This window comes from Hymenobacter artigasi (assembly GCF_012275535.1).
Lineage (GTDB): Bacteria > Bacteroidota > Bacteroidia > Cytophagales > Hymenobacteraceae > Hymenobacter > Hymenobacter artigasi.
The window spans coordinates 381,014-397,611 of sequence record NZ_JAAVTK010000002.1 but is presented as its reverse complement, the minus strand read 5'-3'; the positions used below and the strand labels follow the sequence as shown (position 1 = coordinate 397,611).

The window sequence follows — 16,598 nt, the reverse complement described above, 5'->3', positions numbered from 1 at the left end:
CGGCTGCATGGCGCGTGAAAGCGCTGAACGAGACAATATATATATTATTCGCTATTTAATGAATAATTTTAGGCTAATCCACTTAATTCGAACGCACTATGAAATCATCTTCCTTGCTGCGGCTTCTGCCGGCCAGCCTGTTGCTGAGCATGGCCCTGTTCCTGATAATGAGTTCGGCCCGGGCGCAGCAGCCCGCCCCCGCCGCGCCCGCCAAGCGCAGCCTGCCGCCCATCCCCGGGCTGGGCCCCGACCCCGTGCTGCCCGCCAGCCCCACTGCCGCCCAGCAAGCCGCCTACAACCGTGAGATGGCCGAACGCACCCGCCAGCGCTGGAACTACCTGCTCACCGATTCGCTGATGCGGGCCCGCGTGCTCAACGAGCAGCCCAATGCCCTGCTGGTCGAAACCGTGAGAAACCTCCGGCCCGGCACTGCCCTCGACGCCGACATGGGCGAGGGCCGCAACGCCATTTACCTGGCCCAGCAGGGCTGGCAGGTAACCGGGGCCGACGTGGCCGAAAAAGCCCTTGATTATGCCCGGAAAAGAGCGGCCGGGCTCGGCGTCAAAATCACCACCGAAGTAGCCGACATGGCCACCTACGACTGGGGCACCAACAAATGGGACCTCATCGTGCTGAGCTACGCCGGCGGCCGCGACTACGCTGCCCGCGTGATGCGGGCCCTGAAACCCGGCGGCCTGGTCGTGCTCGAAGCCTTCCACATGGATGCCACCGAGAAGCTGCAGGTGGTAGGCGGCGACTATCGTGTGTTTTTCAAAACCAACGAGTTGCCCACCTTATACAAAGCCGCCGGCCTGAAAATCGTGCGCTACGAAGAGCCCATCGGCACTGCCGACTTCACCAAGCAGCAGCTGCGGCTGGTGAAAATGGTGGCCCAAAAACCGTAGCGGTCGAAGGTGAATTCAAAGCAAAGCCTCCCGCAATCGTTTGCAGGAGGCTTTGCTTTTGTGGGGTGACAGCCACTTGGGGCGTTTGGAACGTACCAAGAAATCATTTATACAGCACTTTAACGCACCATGCCGCCGCGATGTTTGCCGCTGACGACATTTTATTTGTTGCAGCCCCGCCGCCAGCGAAAACCGGTTATGCCGACGATGGTGGAACCGCAGAGCTTTCCTTCATCTACACTATTCAGATTCCTCCTTCGGAAGCACAGTGCCCTATTCGGGTAGCCACTTACTACCTTCGTGCCCGGCTCCGGCCATTTCCCTTTTTATATGCGTCACGTTGCCGATATCCCCCATCCCGCCGTCAAAATCACGCTCCTGGCCTGGAACGGCAAGTTCCTGCTGAAACTGGAGCAGGGCAACCTGGAGCAGACCTATAAAGTAGCCGAGCTCGACCTGCTCACCGGCACCGATGCCGAGGCCCGCGAGCTGCTCGACGACGAATTCCTGGCTGCCGCCATTGCCCGTTTCCAGGCCATGCGCGCCGATTTGCAGGCCGCCTTCGACCGCCACGAGCTGCGCTAACCGCCGTTTTTTACCCCCTGCGTTATGTCTAAAATTTGCTTTCTGCTGCTGATGCTGGCCAGCCTGCTGGCGGCCGCCCCGGCTTCGGCCCAGCTCTACGACGTGCGCCCCGGCGACGTGAACTACAATAAGAAGCCCCGTGCCGCGCTCAAAGTGCAGGTTGATGGCAAGGCCACCGACGTGCGCGAGTTTTTCCAGGATTGGATGAAGAGCAGCTACAACGTGAAGTTCAAGAGCGGCGGCGTGCTGGGGTTCAATAAAAGCGACGTGCTGGTGGCCCGCCAAACCCCCGCCAGCACCATTTCGGGCAAGCTGGTGGACCTTTACGCTACCGTCATCGCCCCGTCGGATTCGGTGGCGGAGGTGGCCATTTTCGGTGGGTTCGATGATAATACCTTCTTTGACCCCAGCAGCACCAAAACCGAGTACGACGCCCTGCGCGCCATTGCCCAGAACTTTGCCGGAGCCGCCCGCCTCAAGGCCTACCGCGACATGATTGCCGAAGCCGAGAAGAAGCTCAAAGCCACGGAGAAGGAAAAAGAGCGCCTCGAAAAGGAGCAGGCCGCGCTGAGAAGTAACACCGAAGCCAACCTGGCCCGCATCGAGGAGCTGAAGAAAAAGAACGCCGAAAACCTGCTGCAATCGCGCACCGATTCGGCTTCGCAAACCAAAAACAACCTGCTGCTCGACGAAAGCCGCCTGCGCCTGCAACGCCGCCGCGACCGCCTTTCGGCCCTCGACCGCAAAAACTAGGCCCCCCGCCAGCCGTATTCTGGTCATGGACAACCCCAATTCGCCCCTCGACACCCTCCGCCAACTCAAGGAAATGCTGGATTCCGGGGCCATTACGCCCGCTGAGTTCGAAGCTTTGAAGCAGCGGCTCGTGTTTGCCACGCCCGCTACCCCGGCCCCCCTGGCCGCTCCCGAATTTATCGCTCCCGAGCCGGTGGTGCCGCCCCCGCCGCCCGTGTTCGAGCCCTCGCCCGTAGCGGTTGCGCCCAACGCGCCGCTGGCCGAGGAGCTGCCCGCACCCGCGCACTTCACCGCCGGTCCCGAGCCCCTGCCCGAGCCCGAGCCCCTGCCCGAGCCCGAGCCCGCCTGGCGAACCCGCGACGAGTTTCCGCCCATGCCCGAAGAGCCGGCTCGCAACCCACTGGCCCTGATTTTCTCCATTGGCGGCGTGCTGGCATTTCTGGCGGTGGTGCTGTACCTGAACATGAACCGGCCGCCGTCGGAGCACATTTCCAGCACCAGCCAAACCGCTGCCGACTCGCTGGCCCGGGCCGCGCCCATCGAAACCGGCCCGCAGGCCGAGCCGCTGCCTGCCACCGTGGCCGTTCCTGAAACCGTGCGCGTGGCACCCGCCCATCCCGCGCCGGTTATCCTGCCCCGCCCCACGCGCCTGCGTTCCGATTCTGGAGCTGTTGCCCCGCGAACTACCGCCCCGGATTCGGCTGCGCGCCAATAAGCCAGCGCCTGTCACGGGCGAGCTTACCCTTGTCTGCTCCAACGTGCGCGCCGGCCGGCCGTATGAGAAACCCCCGCCCACTCCGGCTGGGGTTTCTTTTTGTGCGTTTCCTACCCTCCCAAACACCGCGAAACATGTCTTTTTCCAAGCTTCTCTTGCTAAACGCGGCCGCCGGCCTGCTGCTGGCCGGCTGCTCAGCACCATCCGGCAAGGCCGACACGGCCGCTACCGGCTCAGTCCCTGATGCCACCAGCACCAGTGCCGATACGGCCGCCACCAACTCGCCCCTGCAAGTGGTGGCCGAGTTCACCGACCCGCAGATGGTGGGCGTGGCCGTGGCCCCCGGCGGCGAAATATTCGCCTGCTTTCCGCGCTGGGACTACAACCCCGTGTACCCCATTGCCAAAGTGGGCCCCAACAACACCCTCACGCCGTATCCCAATGCCAGCTGGTGCATGTGGAACGACTCCGTGAAATCGGAACCTCTCAAGCACTGGATTTGCCCCCAAACCGTGTTTGCTGATAAATCGGGCATGGTCTGGATTCTCGACCCCGCCGCGCCCGGCCTGAAGTTTACCGTGCCCGGTGGCCCGAAACTGGTGAAAACTGACCCCAAAACCGGCCAGGTGCTGCTCACCATTCCTTTCCCGGCCGATGTGGCCCCGCGCAAGTCCTACCTCAACGACGTGCGCATCGACCTTCAGAATAACTACGCCTACCTCACCGAATCAGGCACCGGCGCACTGGTCGTTACCGATTTGAAAACCCTGAAATCGCGCCGTCTGCTGGCCAGTCATCCTTCCACCAAAGCCGTGAAAGGCCTGGTCATCAAAGCCGAAGGCCACCCGATGCTCGACCCGCAGGGCAAGCCCGCCCAGTTCAATGTCGACGGCATTGCCCTGAGCACCGACAATACCTACCTCTACTACTGCCCGCTCACCGGCCACACCCTCTACCGCATCAAAACCGCCGCCCTGCGCGATGCCGCCCTGAGCGAAGCCCAAGTGGCCCAGGCAGTTGAAACCGTGGGCGAAATCCCCGCCTCCGACGGCCTCGAAATCGATGCCGCCAACAACGTCTATATTACTTCCTTCGAGCAAAGTGCGCTATTGCGCCGCACGCCCGCCGGCAAAATCGAAACCGTAGCCAAAGATTCGCGCCTGCAATGGCCCGATACCTACAGCTTCGCCGCCGACGGCAACCTGTACGTGGCCAACTCCGCCATCCATAAAACGGCCACCTGGAACAAGGGCGTGGGCCAGCCCCGCCAGCCCTTCCGCATCTTCAAAATGGCAATGCCGAAATAGGGCAGTCGGCGAATTGTTCAAAACGTAAAAAAGCCGCACCTGACAAGGGTGCGGCTTTTTTTATGCCTTTATAGAATAGCAATAGTTGTTTTTACATCATTGCAAGCGGCTGAATCTTCACGCCCTTCTGAAAAATATCGTATTTTTCACTGGGGTGGGTCAGCACATCCATGCAATGGTGATGGCGGCGGTTCATGGTATCATGAATGGTGTACACGCCGTCGAGTTTGGGCGAGATGCCGCGTACGCGCACCTTATCGCCAAATTTGAAAGGGCCGCCCCATGGTTTTAGCAAGTCGCGCGACAGGGCCATCCAGCGCTTTTTGCTCCCATAGTGTGGTTTGATGCGGGAATTGTCGGCCGTGATAAACGGCTCGCTATCCGTTTGGCCGGGCACGGCCTGGTAGGCGGTAGCCGTTACTGTATAAGTAAGAGCGTGGGTGACCAGCTTTTTCGCCTTAACGGCGTGTTTAAGCATGGTGCGGTGCGGTATCAGAAACTCCTCAAGCCCTTTGGCTTCGGCAGTGGGTGTGCTATGGAAAAGCGGCGTAGTCAGGGCCGCAGCAGCAATAAGTAGGTCGGCTAATAGCTTAACATTATTCATTAAAATGGTATTCGTACGCCCGCCAAAACGCCCGGCGGTATAGGCCCTGCCCGGGCTATAAAAATGGGCAGGAGATTATTAACGGTTTGATTAGTAGATAAGTTCTTGTAAATCTGAATGTGCAATTCGATAATAGCCTGACGGTACGTGAGGGTATTATATAGAAAAAAGTTAATATAAATCAGGGCTCCTTTTATCACCCGTTGGACCCTGGTTTTTGGGCTGAGCACACCTGCACCAGAAGGGCCCACGTAGAAATTAAAACCCGTCATCCTGGCATTTTTCGATAAATTGACAAGCCAAGTCACCGTGCAGGCTAATGAGGGTGAGTGTATGTTGTTGACTATTACGGAAATTTGTATAGCCGCATACAGGTTTTTACCTGTGTCATAAGCATCTTACTTTTACAGGGCCTTACCTAAGCTGAATTCCCAATGGACTCTTATTCCTATCTCGCCAACGCCGACGCGGTGGCCATCGAAACCCTGTATCAGGCGTACCAGCAGAACCCGGAGTCGGTGGATTTCGGCTGGCGCAAGTTTTTTGAAGGGTTTGACTTCTCGCAGCAGTTTCCCGAAGGTGCCCCCTTGGTGCCCGGCGCGGCCGTCAACGGCAGCGCGCTGACCACTACGGCTTCGCCTGCCCCCGGCCCGCGCCCGCAGCCCGACGACTACGGGGTGCTCAACACGTTGGCCTCGACCAATAACGCGCCCGGTCTGGCCAGCGGCGCACCCGCCTCCGATAAGGAAACGGCTGTGCGCAACCTCATCCATGCTTTCCGCAGCCGGGGCCACCTGCGCGCCAAGACCAACCCGGTGCGCGAGCGTAAGGACCGCAAGCCCCGCCTCGACCTCGCCGATTTCGGCTTGAGCGAGGCTGACCTCGACACGGCCTTTCGCAACGGCGAAGTGCTGGGCCTGGGCGGGCAAGCCAAGCTGCGCGACATCGTGGCCGCGCTGGAGAAGATTTATACCGGCCCCATCGGCTTCGAGTACATGTCCATCCGCGACCCGCAGGTGCTGGACTGGTTCCGCGAGAAAGTGGAGCGCGACTCGCTGGCCTTTAACCCCGGCGCGGAATACAAAAAGCGCATTCTGAAGAAGCTCAACGAGGCCGTGGTGTTCGAAAACTTCCTGCATACCAAGTTTTTGGGGCAGAAGCGGTTTTCGCTCGAAGGCGGCGAAACCACCATTCCCGCGCTGGATGCCATCATCGGCAAGGGCGCGGAGCTGGGCGTGAAGGAAGTGATGATTGGCATGGCCCACCGCGGCCGCTTGAACGTGCTGGCCAACATCATGGGCAAGACGTACGAGCAGATTTTCTCGGAGTTTGAAGGCACCGCCGTGCCCGACCTGACCATGGGCGACGGCGACGTGAAGTACCACATGGGCTACTCGTCGGAAGTGGAAACCAGTACCGGCCTGAAAGTCAACCTGAAGCTGGCCCCCAACCCCTCGCACCTGGAGGCAGTAAACCCGGTGGTGGAAGGCTTCGTGCGCGCCAAAATTGAGCACCAGTACGGCGGCGACTACCACCAGATTCTGCCCATCCTCATCCACGGCGACGCGGCGCTGGCCGGCCAAGGCATCGGCTACGAGCTGACGCAGATGTCGCAGCTGGAAGGCTATAAAACGGGCGGCACCATCCATTTCGTGATTAACAACCAGGTTGGTTTTACGACCGATTTTGAGGATGCCCGTTCGTCGATTTACTCCACGGATTTGGCTAAAATTATTGATGCGCCCGTGCTGCACGTGAACGGCGACGACCCGGAAGCCGTGGTATTTGCCGTGCAGCTGGCCACCGAGTACCGCCAGCAGTTCCACGCCGACATCTTTATCGACATGGTGTGCTACCGCCGCCACGGCCACAACGAATCCGACGAGCCCAAATTCACGCAGCCCACGCTCTACAACCTTATCTCGAAGCACCAGAACCCGCGCGAGGTGTACAACACCATGCTCGTAACCCGCGGCGACGTGGATGCCGAGCTGGCCGCCCAGATGGACAAGGAGTTCCGCGACACCCTGCAGGCCCGCCTCGATTTGGTGAAGCAGGCCCCCCTGCCTTATAAGTATCAGGCCCTGGAAAACGAGTGGCGCAGCCTGCGCCGCAGCACGCCCGAGGACTTTGAGCAGTCGCCCGAAACCGGCATTTCGGCCGAAATTGTGGAGAAAGTGGCCAAAGCCCTGACCACGATTCCCGACGGCTTCAAGCCCATCAAGCAGATTGATAACCTGCTGAAGGAGCGCCGCAAGATGTTCTTCGAAACCCGCACCCTGAACTGGGCCGCCGGCGAATTGCTGGCTTACGGCTCGCTGCTGACGGAAAACCACATTGTGCGCGTGAGCGGCCAGGACGTGCAGCGCGGCACGTTCTCACACCGCCACGCGGTGCTGCACGATGCCGAAACCTCGGCCCCGTACAACTCGCTGAACAACATTGAAGGCGAAAACCAGAAGCTGAGCATCTACAACTCGCTGCTGAGCGAGTACGCGGTGCTGGGCTTCGAGTTTGGCTACGGCATGGCCAACCCCACGGCCCTGGTGGTGTGGGAGGCGCAGTTCGGCGACTTCGCCAACGGTGCTCAAACCATGATTGACCAGTTTGTGGTGAGCTCCGAGAGCAAGTGGCAGCGCATGAACGGCCTGGTGATGCTGCTGCCCCACGGCTACGAAGGCCAGGGCCCGGAGCACTCCAACGCCCGCCCCGAGCGCTTCCTGCAGCTCGCAGCCGAGAACAACATCGTGGTGGCCAATATCACCACGCCGGCCAACTTTTTCCACGCCCTGCGCCGCCAGCTCACGTGGAGCTTCCGCAAGCCGCTGGTGGTAATGTCGCCCAAGTCGATGCTGCGCCACCCGCTGTGCGTGTCGCCGCTGGAGGACTTCACCGGCGGCCGTTTCCGCGAGGTGCTGGGCGATGACTTTGCCGAAGCCAAAAAGGTGAAGCGCGTGCTGCTGTGCTCGGGCAAGGTGTACTACGACCTGCTGGAAGAGCAGCGCGCTTCCGACCGCAAGGACGTGGCCATCGTGCGACTCGAGCAGCTGCACCCCTTCCCCAAAAAGCAGCTGGATGCCGAGCTGGCCAAGTACGGCAAAGCCAAAATCTACTGGGTGCAGGAAGAGCCCGAAAACATGGGCTACTGGAACTTCATGCTCCGCTACATGCGCCGCGAGCTGGAAGACGTGATTTCGCGCAAGCCCTCGGCCTCGCCGGCCACCGGCTACAACAAAATCCACGTAAAGGAGCAAAAGGACCTCGTGGCCCGCGCCTTCGACAAGCCCAAAGAAGCAGTGGCCGATGGCAACATCAAAGCCACCGCCGAAGCCGCCAAAAAGCTGGACTAGGCTGGTGCGGTAAGCTTTAGCTTGCCGTTTCAGGGTAATACGTGATACGTTTCACGGCAAGCTAAAGCTTACCGCACTATGATAACCGAAGCCCAAATCCAAGCTGTGGTGCAGCGCATTGTCGAAGGCTACGCGCCGGACAGGATAATCCTGTTCGGCTCGTATGCCTACGGCACGCCCACGGAAAATTCGGATTTGGACTTGCTGATTATCAAGCGCGATGCGGAAGTAAGGCGGTCGGAGCGGGCTGTTGCCATCTGGTCGCTGCTGTGGGGCGCGCAGTTGCCGGCCATGGACATTCTTATCCGTACACCGGCCGAGATGGAGCGGGCCGCCGGCGTTTTTCAGTCGGTAGAAACCATTGCCGAGCAGCAGGGACGACTATTATATGCAGCCTAGCACTCCCCAACAAAAACGAGTAGCCATGTCGCTGCTAACTGCTGACCGCGACATGGAGGCGGCTGGTGTGCTGGTGCTGGGTAGCCCGCATCTGTATGAAACCATAGGCTTTCACTGCCAGCAAGCCGTCGAAAAGTACTTGAAAGCAGTGCTGGTTGCCTCGGTGCTTCCTGCTCCATTTATTCACAGCCTGGTCGTGTTGATGGGGCCGCTACAGCAGGCTGGTGTTGTGCAGTTTAATAGTCAGGACTTGGCCAATGCTGCTACGCTTAATGAGTTTGCCGTTGAATTGCGCTACGAAACCGATGATGCGCCCGACTACACCTCCGCCGATTTGCTGGCAATGGCCCACGGTTTCCGTCATAAGCTAAGGCCCATTGCCCAGGCTTTTTTAATCTGATTCACTCGATAAGACGAATTCTTTCCCTAATTCTCATGCCTCTCGAAATCAAAATTCCCGCCGTTGGCGAATCCATCACCGAAGTCACCATTGCCAAGTGGCTCAAGAAAGACGGCGAGGCCGTGAAGCGCGACGAGGTTATTGCCGAGCTAGAATCGGACAAGGCCACGTTTGAGCTGCCTGCCGAGGCGGATGGCATCCTGAAAATCCGCGTGGCCGAAGGTGAAACCATCGGTATCGGTACCGTGATTGCTGAATTGGATGGTGCCGCCGCTGGTGCCGCGCCAGTCCCGGCCGCTACTGCGCCCGCCCCGGCCGCTGCCAGCGCTCCGGCGGCCGACCCCATCAACAAAGGCGAAGAAAATCCGGCCGCCAGCGACCAGGCCGGCTACGGCGGCACGCCCGCTGGTGGCGCGGCCGCTGCGGCTCCGATGGCTCCCGCCGCTGGCGCTGGCTCGGTAGAGATGAAAATCCCTAACGTGGGCGAATCCATTGCGGAGGTAACGGTGGCCAAATGGCTGAAAGAGGACGGGGCCCAGGTGAGCCGCGATGAAGTTATTGCCGAGCTCGAATCGGACAAGGCCACGTTTGAGCTGCCCGCCGAGGCGGCCGGTATCCTGCGCCACGCCGTTAAGGAAGGCGAAACCATTAGCATCGGTGCCGTGATTGCGCGCATTGAGGGCGGTGGGGGACAAGTGCCTCACGGCGCCGCTCCAGCTACCGCTGCTGCGGCGGCTCCCGTGGCGGCGCTGGCCTCGGCCCCGGCCGCTGGGGGCGCGGCTACTTATGCTACCGGCGTGCCCTCGCCGGCCGCTGGCAAGATTCTCGGGGAGAAAGGCATTGCCGCTGCCGATGTAGCCGGGACCGGCCGCGATGGCCGCATTACGAAGGAAGACGCGCAGAATGCCCAGGCCAAGCCTGCTGCTGCGCCCGCTCCCCAAGTCGCTCCGGCAGTAGCCCAGGCACCAGGCACCAGCAGCCCAGCACCAGCCGGCGGCAGCCGCGAAGTGCGCCGCGAGCGCATGAGCAACCTGCGCAAAACAGTGGCCCGCCGCCTGGTAACGGTGAAAAACGAAACGGCCATGCTCACCACCTTCAACGAGGTGAACATGCAGCCCATCATGGACCTGCGCAACAAGTTCAAAGACCAGTTCAAGGCCAAGAACGGCGTAGGCCTTGGCTTCATGTCCTTCTTCACGAAGGCCGTGTGCGTGGCCCTGCAGGAGTGGCCTTCGGTGAATGCCCAGATTGACGGCACCGACATCGTGTTCAACGACTTCTGCGACATCAGCATTGCCGTATCGGCCCCGAAAGGCCTGGTGGTGCCCGTGATTCGCAACGCTGAGCAGCTGAGCTTCGAGGGCATTGAGAAGGAAGTGGTGCGCCTGGCCGGCCTGGCCCGCGACAACAAGCTCACCATCGAGCAGATGACCGGCGGCACGTTCACGCTCACCAACGGCGGCGTTTTCGGCTCCATGCTCAGCACGCCCATCATCAATGCGCCGCAATCGGCCATTCTGGGCATGCACAACATCATTCAGCGCCCCATCGCCGAAAACGGCCAGGTAGTGATTCGCCCTATGATGTACCTGGCCCTGAGCTACGACCACCGCATAATCGACGGCCGCGAGTCGGTATCGTTCCTGGTGCGCGTGAAGGAGCTGCTCGAAGACCCCACCCGCATGATGTTCGGCGTGTAGGCGAAAACGAAGTATCAGGCACAAAAAAAGCGGCCGGCAATTATTGCCGGCCGCTTTTTTTGTGCCTGAGCCAGCCCAATGCTGCTGATTTTCGTTATAAGAACCGCTACTTTCCTGCACCATGAAAAAATCGACCAGCCCCCAACGCTCCGCTAAATTCTGGCCCGTGATGGGCTTTGCCACCCTCGCCGGCATGCGCAGCATGAGCGCGCCGGCTTTCCTGAGCCACTACCTCTCGCGGCAGCCGCATAGCGGCCTGGCAAAGTCGCCACTGCGGTTTCTGCAAAAGCCCGGTACCGCAAAGCTGCTGAAGGTGATGGCCGCCGGCGAGCTAGTGATGGACAAGCTGCCCAGTACCCCCGACCGCACGGCTCCGCCAGTGCTGCTGGGCCGGCTGCTCTCGGGGGCGCTGGTGGGAGCGGCATGGTACAAATCGCGCCACGGCAGCGCCCTGAGCGGCGGCATGCTGGGTGGGCTGGCGGCCGTGGCGGCCACGTTTGTGAGCTACGCGCTGCGCACAGGCATCAGCAAGCAGACGGATACGCCCGTTGCGCTGGTGGGCGTGGGCGAGGATGCGCTGGTGCTGGCCGGTGGCACGGCCCTATTGCGCGGGGTGCGGCCGGCGCACGGCGAATGGCAGCCTCTGTAAAGCACTAGCCGCCAAGCAGCGACAACGGGTTGGGCGCCATGCGGTGCTCGAACATGGCTCCGATGTTGCGGGCTTTGGTTTTGGCTTCGTCGGCTTTGGGGCCAATGAAGAGGGCATCGACGGTGGCGCTGAACAGCGCCAGCCACCGCTGGAAGTGCGCCGCCTGAATGGGCAGCGGAAAGTGCCGGGCCATGGGCCGCCCCTTGTAGCGGCTCGTGCCCAGCAGCACGCTGCTCCAGAAATCGTACATCTTGGGCAGGTGGGCCTGCCAGTCTACCCGCGCCACGTCGTGGAAAATGGGGCGCAGCAGGTCGTCAGCATCCACGCGGGCGTAAAAGGCATCAACCAGCTGGATGATGTCGGCTTCGGTGTGCAGGTCGGGGAGGGCAGGGATGAGCATGGGCGAGAATAGCGAGGGTTCAGCTGCTAATTAGTCAGGCATCGGTAGTCAGGCAGAAATCAACAGGCTGATTATTAAGTAGACGAAATTTGATTGCTGACTACTTAACAACAACGCTAGGCTTTTCGTCGCCCGCCCAGCAGAACCAGCGCCACGGCCACCACAATAAGAGCCGCGCCGCCCAGCATTCCGACGCTAAGACTTTCGCCGGCGAAGGCCCAGCCCAGCAGCACGGCCACCACGGGGTTCACAAAAGCGTAGGTGCCTGCCAGCGCCGGCTCCACGGCCCGCAGCAGCCAGATGTAGGCCGTGAACGCGACAATAGAGCCCACCGTGACCAGGTAGGCATACGCCACCCACGACTTGGTGGTGACCTGCGCCAGCGTGAAGCCATCGGCTTCGCCCCGCGCCAGCCCCACGATGAGCATGACTACGCCGCCGCACAGCATTTGCATGCCGCCCGAGGCGAAGGGCGACGGCGCGGGCTGGTGGTTTTTGGCATAGAGCGACCCGATGGACCACACCAGAGAAGCCACCAGCACGATGACCATGCCCAGGCCCTGGTGGCCCGGCACCTTCACGGCCGTGGCCGTGGGGTGCGCCGCCAGCAGGTACATGCCCGCCATGCCCGCGCCCAGCCCCAGCGCTACCCACTTGGTGGGCCGGGGCGAAACGCCGCTCAGCCACCCCAGCACCGCCAGAAACATAGGCACCGTGGCCACCAGCAGCGCCGTGATGCCGCTGGGCAGATACATCACGCCCAGCGTGGTGCCGCCATTGCCAAACCCCAGCAAGCACACGCCAATAATAGCCGCATAGCCCCAGCCGCGCAGCGTAGGGGCGGGCTCGCCGCGCCAGCGCATGAAGCCGTAGAGCAGCCCACCCGCCAGCCCGTAGCGCGTGCCGGCCATGAGCAACGGCGGCATGCTGGCCACGGCAAACTTCATCACCAGATAAGTAGAGCCCCAGATGAGGTAGACGAGCGCAAAAGCGGTGAACAGCGCGGCCCGCGAAGGCGCGGCCGGACGAATATCGGACATGAGATAAAAAGTGCAGTCGAAAAAAAGCCTGGGCCTGTGGACGTGCCGCCCACTCGCGCCGCCAATGGCACCTACCCGTGGCGCAGCCTACGGCCAACCGACTACAAAGATGCCGCTGCCTGCGCCAGACCGCCCAAACTGGCCCTGTCCGGGAGCTGTATCGCTCCCCAGGCGGGATTCTGACTAGTGAGCATCAATCGGAGTGAAGACCACGGGTGCGAGAGTAGATAGCCATCGTTTGCGCACTGCATGTCAGGCTGATAGCAAGGCTAGGTAACATAATGGTAACATACGAAAATTAGTATGTAGGGTAAGTGTGAGCTAGATTTGAAAAAATGAAATAATTATCAAATGGCCTTATTATGGATGGCATATTTGAATTAGATATGATTAATAAATAAAAATGACTTGATAAAAGAGGGTATTAATGGAAATTAATAAGTAAAAAACAATAAATATACCTTCAAAATATAGGGTATGCTTTTGACGCTGAAAAAACTTGTGATTTTGTGGTTTAACTGTCCTCTTCATGCGCTGCGTCTATGAAAAAACCATTACTCTCGCTCACGCTGGCCGCGACCAGTCTGCTGGCCCACGCCCAGGCAACTGATACCACCGATACCGGCAAGCTGACCATATCGGGCTACATCGACTCGTATTGTCTCACGGCCTTCAACCGGCCCAAGTCGGGCAACCTGCTGGGCGTCGACCAACTGGCTGGCCGGGCCTTCGACCGCCTCACCGACCAGTTTGCCCTGGGCCTAGTGCAGGCCAAGCTGGGCTATTCGAGCCGCAAGACCGATATGCTGGTCGACCTCACCTTCGGGCCGAACGCCGAGCTGGGCAACTTCGGCAATACCGCCGGGGCTTTCAACTCCTACCGGCCGCAGTCGCCCTACGGCGCGGCGCTGTATGGCACGTCGGCGGCCATTAAGCAGGCGTATTTCACCTACCGGGCCACGTCCAGGCTCAGCTTCACGGTGGGGCAGTTTGGCACCCACATTGGATACGAGGTGATTGACGCGCCGCTGAACTACAATTACTCGCTCTCGAACCTGTTCAACAACGGCCCTTTTTACCACATCGGCCTCAAAACGGCCTATGCCTTCAACAGCCACACGTCGCTGATGCTGGGCGTGGTGAACAACTGGGACAACCTCACCGACGATAACAAGCAGAAGTCGGTCATCGGGCAGTTCTCCTTCAAGCCCCTGAGCACCTGGACGGTGTACTTCAACTACATCGGCGGCTACGGCGACGATACCTACCTCAACTCGCTGGTGAGCAGCGGGGCGCTGCCCAGCGGCTGCGGCAACTACACCCGCCAGCTGTTCGACCTCACCACCAGCTACCAGGTCACGCCCACGTTCTACCTCGGCCTGAACGCGGCCTATGGCCGCTACCACTTCGCGGGGGAGTCGGCGGCGGAAACCTCGGCCTGCGAGGAGCACTACGGCAGCACCACCCCCGACTGGGGCGGCGTGGCCCTCTACTCCAACTACGCGTTCAGCGACGTGCTGGGCCTGGGCGTGCGCTACGAATACTTCGAGGACCAGCACGCGATACGCTACCTGCAAACCCGCAACCACTCCCTGACCATAACGGCCCCGATTGCGCTGGCCGCCAGCAAGATAATTGTGAAGCCGGAGTTTCGCTTCGATTCCGCGCCCGGCAAATACTACGAAAACCGCCTGGGCCAGGGCACCGCCACGCAAACCACGCTGGGCGTGGCCTTCATCTACAAGTACTGACGCGCCGGCTGGTCCGCGCTGTTTGTCTGGTTGTTCTGCCGCTATTCCTTCGCCCTGCTATGCGCCTGCTGCTCTGCCTGTTTACGGCGCTTCTGCTCATCGTTTCGGTGGCCGAGGCGCAGGTGCTGCCGCTCGATGAGGCGGGGCGGGCGGGCTTTGGTGCCGTGGTGCCCGCCGATTCGCTGGCGGCCGGCGTGCTCTACGCTCACGCCAAGGCCTGGCTGAGCCGCCGGGGCTACGCGCTGGCCGTGGCCGACTCGGCGGCCGGCCGCCTGGAGGCCGCCCACGCTTTTGGGGTGTACGACCACGGCTACATCACCAAAAAGCTGCACGGCAAGGTGCAGTACCGCCTCACGGTGGAGGTGAAAAAGGGCCGCTACCGCGCGCAGTTCACCGATTTCACCTTTGCCTACTACCGCGACGACCGCAATGCCCACCCCGAGCCCACCGGCCAGACCAAGCCCCTGGAAGACGCCACCGCCCCCGGCTGGCAGAAGCTCTGGGAAGCCCACCGCCACGACACGCTCCTGGCCGTGACCAGCCTGGCCGACCAACTGAAAGCCGCCATGCTTGCCGTGCCCAAACCGCCAGCCCCCACCGTTTCGCGCGCGGCCGACTGGTAGCGCCGCTCCTGCAATCAATTCTCAATCAGTTCCTAACCCCCAAAGCCCCAATGCAAAAGCCCAATTACATTCCCCTGCTGCTATTGCTGGCGCTGGGCCTGCTGGCCACCTTTATGCCGGCGCTGCCCACCACCATCGTCACCGAAGGCATTGATACCGGCGACACCGCTTGGATGCTGTGCGCCACCGCCCTGGTGCTGCTCATGACGCCCGGCCTGGCCTTCTTCTACGGCGGCATGGTGAACTCCAAAAATGTGATTTCCACCATGTTGCAGAGCTTCGTGGCCATGGGTATCATCAGCCTGCTGTGGGTGGTGGTGGGCTTTAGTATGGCGTTTGGCGACTCGCTGGGCGGTTTCGTGGGCGACCCGCGCACGTTCTTCCTCTTCAGGGGCGTGCTCGACGGCAAGCCGTGGTCGCTGGCGCCCACCATTCCGCTGATGCTGTTCGCATTTTTCCAGATGAAATTTGCCATCATCACCCCGGCGCTCATCACCGGCTCCATTGCCGAGCGCATCAATTTCAAGTCCTATATCCTTTTCATTGTGCTGTTTAGCGTGGTGGTGTATGCGCCGCTGGCGCACTGGGTGTGGCACCCCGATGGCTTCCTGTTTAAGCTGGGCGTGCTCGATTTTGCGGGTGGCACCGTGGTGCACATGTCGGCGGGCTGGGCCGCGCTGGCCTCGGCCATGTACCTGAAGCCCCGCAAGTCGCACGGCGCGGCCGAGGTGTTGCCGCCGGCTAATATTCCGTTTGTACTGCTTGGCACGGGCCTGCTGTGGTTCGGCTGGTTTGGGTTTAATGCCGGCTCGGCCGTGGGGGCCAATTCGTTGGCCGTAAGTGCCTTTGCCACGACCAACGTGGCCGCTTCGGCCGCCGGCCTGGCCTGGATTCTGTTTGATGTGGCCCGGGGCAAGAAGTTGTCTGCGGTGGGCTTCTGCATTGGGGCCGTGGTGGGCCTGGTGGCCATCACGCCTGCTTCGGGCTTCGTGACGGTGCCGGTGAGCATCTTCATCGGCGTCATTGCCGGGGTTACCAGCAACTTCTTCGCCCACCTGCGCTCCAAATCGCGCCTCGATGATACCCTCGACGTGTTTCCCTGCCACGGCATCGGCGGCATGGTGGGCCTGATTATGACGGGCATCTTCGCCAGCAAAGCCGTGAATGCCGCTGCCGTGGATGGCCTCGCCTACGGGGGCACGGAGCTGTTTCTCAAGCACCTGCTGTCGCTGGTGCTGGTATCGGCCTTCACTTTCGCCGCCTCGTTTGTGTTGCTCAAAATCACCGACCTCATCACGCCGTTGCGCGTGTCGGAAGAGGAAGAATTGCAGGGGTTGGATTTGAGCCAGCACGAGGAAAAGCTGCTGGTGGGGGCGTAGGTGCGCTTGCGCCTGTAGCCCAAGCTTCAGTTGGTGCC

Annotated in this window: 16 protein-coding genes; 13 read left to right on the top strand and 3 right to left on the bottom strand. The window is 60.9% G+C overall.

Features of this window, described 5'->3' with window-relative positions; genetic code table 11:
• Positions 1 to 98: 98 nt before the first annotated feature.
• From HBN54_RS05215 to HBN54_RS05195, 5 genes are all read left to right on the top strand, one after another.
• Entirely contained in the window at positions 99 to 905 is an 807-nt protein-coding gene (locus HBN54_RS05215; RefSeq protein ID WP_168672097.1) for a class I SAM-dependent methyltransferase, read from the top strand.
• A gap of 330 nt (positions 906 to 1,235) precedes the next feature.
• Positions 1,236 to 1,490 (top strand): hypothetical protein, encoded by a 255-nt coding sequence (locus HBN54_RS05210; protein WP_168672096.1) that lies wholly within the window; start codon positions 1,236 to 1,238, stop codon positions 1,488 to 1,490.
• A gap of 24 nt (positions 1,491 to 1,514) precedes the next feature.
• A complete protein-coding gene (locus HBN54_RS05205; protein ID WP_168672095.1) occupies positions 1,515 to 2,243 on the top strand; it encodes a hypothetical protein in 729 nt (242 codons plus the stop codon).
• 25 nt (positions 2,244 to 2,268) lie between these two features.
• Positions 2,269 to 2,958: an SHOCT domain-containing protein gene (locus HBN54_RS05200; protein WP_168672094.1), complete on the top strand. Its 690-nt coding sequence runs from the start codon at positions 2,269 to 2,271 to the stop codon at positions 2,956 to 2,958.
• A 134-nt stretch (positions 2,959 to 3,092) separates the two neighbouring features.
• The gene (locus HBN54_RS05195) at positions 3,093 to 4,265 is read left to right on the top strand and encodes an L-dopachrome tautomerase-related protein (protein WP_168672093.1); all 1,173 of its coding nucleotides are present in this window, start codon (positions 3,093 to 3,095) and stop codon (positions 4,263 to 4,265) included.
• A gap of 91 nt (positions 4,266 to 4,356) precedes the next feature.
• On the opposite strand, the gene HBN54_RS05190 is transcribed toward HBN54_RS05195, so the two are convergent.
• Positions 4,357 to 4,743, bottom strand: a complete 387-nt coding sequence (locus HBN54_RS05190) for an RlpA-like double-psi beta-barrel domain-containing protein (protein ID WP_210427949.1) — start codon at positions 4,741 to 4,743, stop codon at positions 4,357 to 4,359.
• A 560-nt stretch (positions 4,744 to 5,303) separates the two neighbouring features.
• On the opposite strand from HBN54_RS05190, the gene HBN54_RS05185 reads away from it, so the two are divergent.
• From HBN54_RS05185 to HBN54_RS05165, 5 genes are all read left to right on the top strand, one after another.
• Positions 5,304 to 8,219, top strand: coding sequence for a 2-oxoglutarate dehydrogenase E1 component (locus HBN54_RS05185; protein ID WP_168672091.1), 2,916 nt, complete (start codon positions 5,304 to 5,306; stop codon positions 8,217 to 8,219).
• A gap of 78 nt (positions 8,220 to 8,297) precedes the next feature.
• Positions 8,298 to 8,618: a nucleotidyltransferase domain-containing protein gene (locus tag HBN54_RS05180; protein ID WP_168672090.1), complete on the top strand. Its 321-nt coding sequence runs from the start codon at positions 8,298 to 8,300 to the stop codon at positions 8,616 to 8,618.
• A 25-nt stretch (positions 8,619 to 8,643) separates the two neighbouring features.
• Positions 8,644 to 9,018 (top strand): HEPN domain-containing protein, encoded by a 375-nt coding sequence (locus HBN54_RS05175; protein WP_168672089.1) that lies wholly within the window; start codon positions 8,644 to 8,646, stop codon positions 9,016 to 9,018.
• Positions 9,019 to 9,053: 35 nt separating this feature from the next.
• Positions 9,054 to 10,718 (top strand): 2-oxoglutarate dehydrogenase complex dihydrolipoyllysine-residue succinyltransferase, encoded by a 1,665-nt coding sequence (odhB, locus tag HBN54_RS05170; RefSeq protein ID WP_168672088.1) that lies wholly within the window; start codon positions 9,054 to 9,056, stop codon positions 10,716 to 10,718.
• 121 nt (positions 10,719 to 10,839) lie between these two features.
• On the top strand, positions 10,840 to 11,367 hold the full coding sequence (locus HBN54_RS05165; RefSeq protein ID WP_168672087.1) for a DUF4126 family protein: 528 nt from the start codon (positions 10,840 to 10,842) through the stop codon (positions 11,365 to 11,367).
• A 4-nt stretch (positions 11,368 to 11,371) separates the two neighbouring features.
• On the opposite strand, the gene HBN54_RS05160 is transcribed toward HBN54_RS05165, so the two are convergent.
• Together HBN54_RS05160 and HBN54_RS05155 are read right to left on the bottom strand one after the other, a co-directional pair.
• Positions 11,372 to 11,767, bottom strand: a complete 396-nt coding sequence (locus tag HBN54_RS05160) for a group III truncated hemoglobin (protein WP_168672086.1) — start codon at positions 11,765 to 11,767, stop codon at positions 11,372 to 11,374.
• Positions 11,768 to 11,883: 116 nt separating this feature from the next.
• The gene (locus HBN54_RS05155; protein ID WP_168672085.1) at positions 11,884 to 12,807 is read right to left on the bottom strand and encodes an EamA family transporter; all 924 of its coding nucleotides are present in this window, start codon (positions 12,805 to 12,807) and stop codon (positions 11,884 to 11,886) included.
• Between the two features lie 542 nt (positions 12,808 to 13,349).
• Between HBN54_RS05155 and HBN54_RS05150 the strand changes: the two genes are divergently transcribed.
• The 3 genes from HBN54_RS05150 to HBN54_RS05140 are packed head-to-tail and all read left to right on the top strand — an operon-like array spanning position 13,350 to position 16,560.
• Complete coding sequence (locus tag HBN54_RS05150; protein ID WP_168672084.1) at positions 13,350 to 14,558, top strand: outer membrane beta-barrel protein; 1,209 nt, start codon at positions 13,350 to 13,352, stop codon at positions 14,556 to 14,558.
• Between the two features lie 59 nt (positions 14,559 to 14,617).
• Positions 14,618 to 15,181, top strand: a complete 564-nt coding sequence (locus tag HBN54_RS05145; protein ID WP_168672083.1) for a DUF4468 domain-containing protein — start codon at positions 14,618 to 14,620, stop codon at positions 15,179 to 15,181.
• 50 nt (positions 15,182 to 15,231) lie between these two features.
• On the top strand, positions 15,232 to 16,560 hold the full coding sequence (locus HBN54_RS05140; protein ID WP_168672082.1) for an ammonium transporter: 1,329 nt from the start codon (positions 15,232 to 15,234) through the stop codon (positions 16,558 to 16,560).
• Positions 16,561 to 16,598 lie beyond the last annotated feature (38 nt).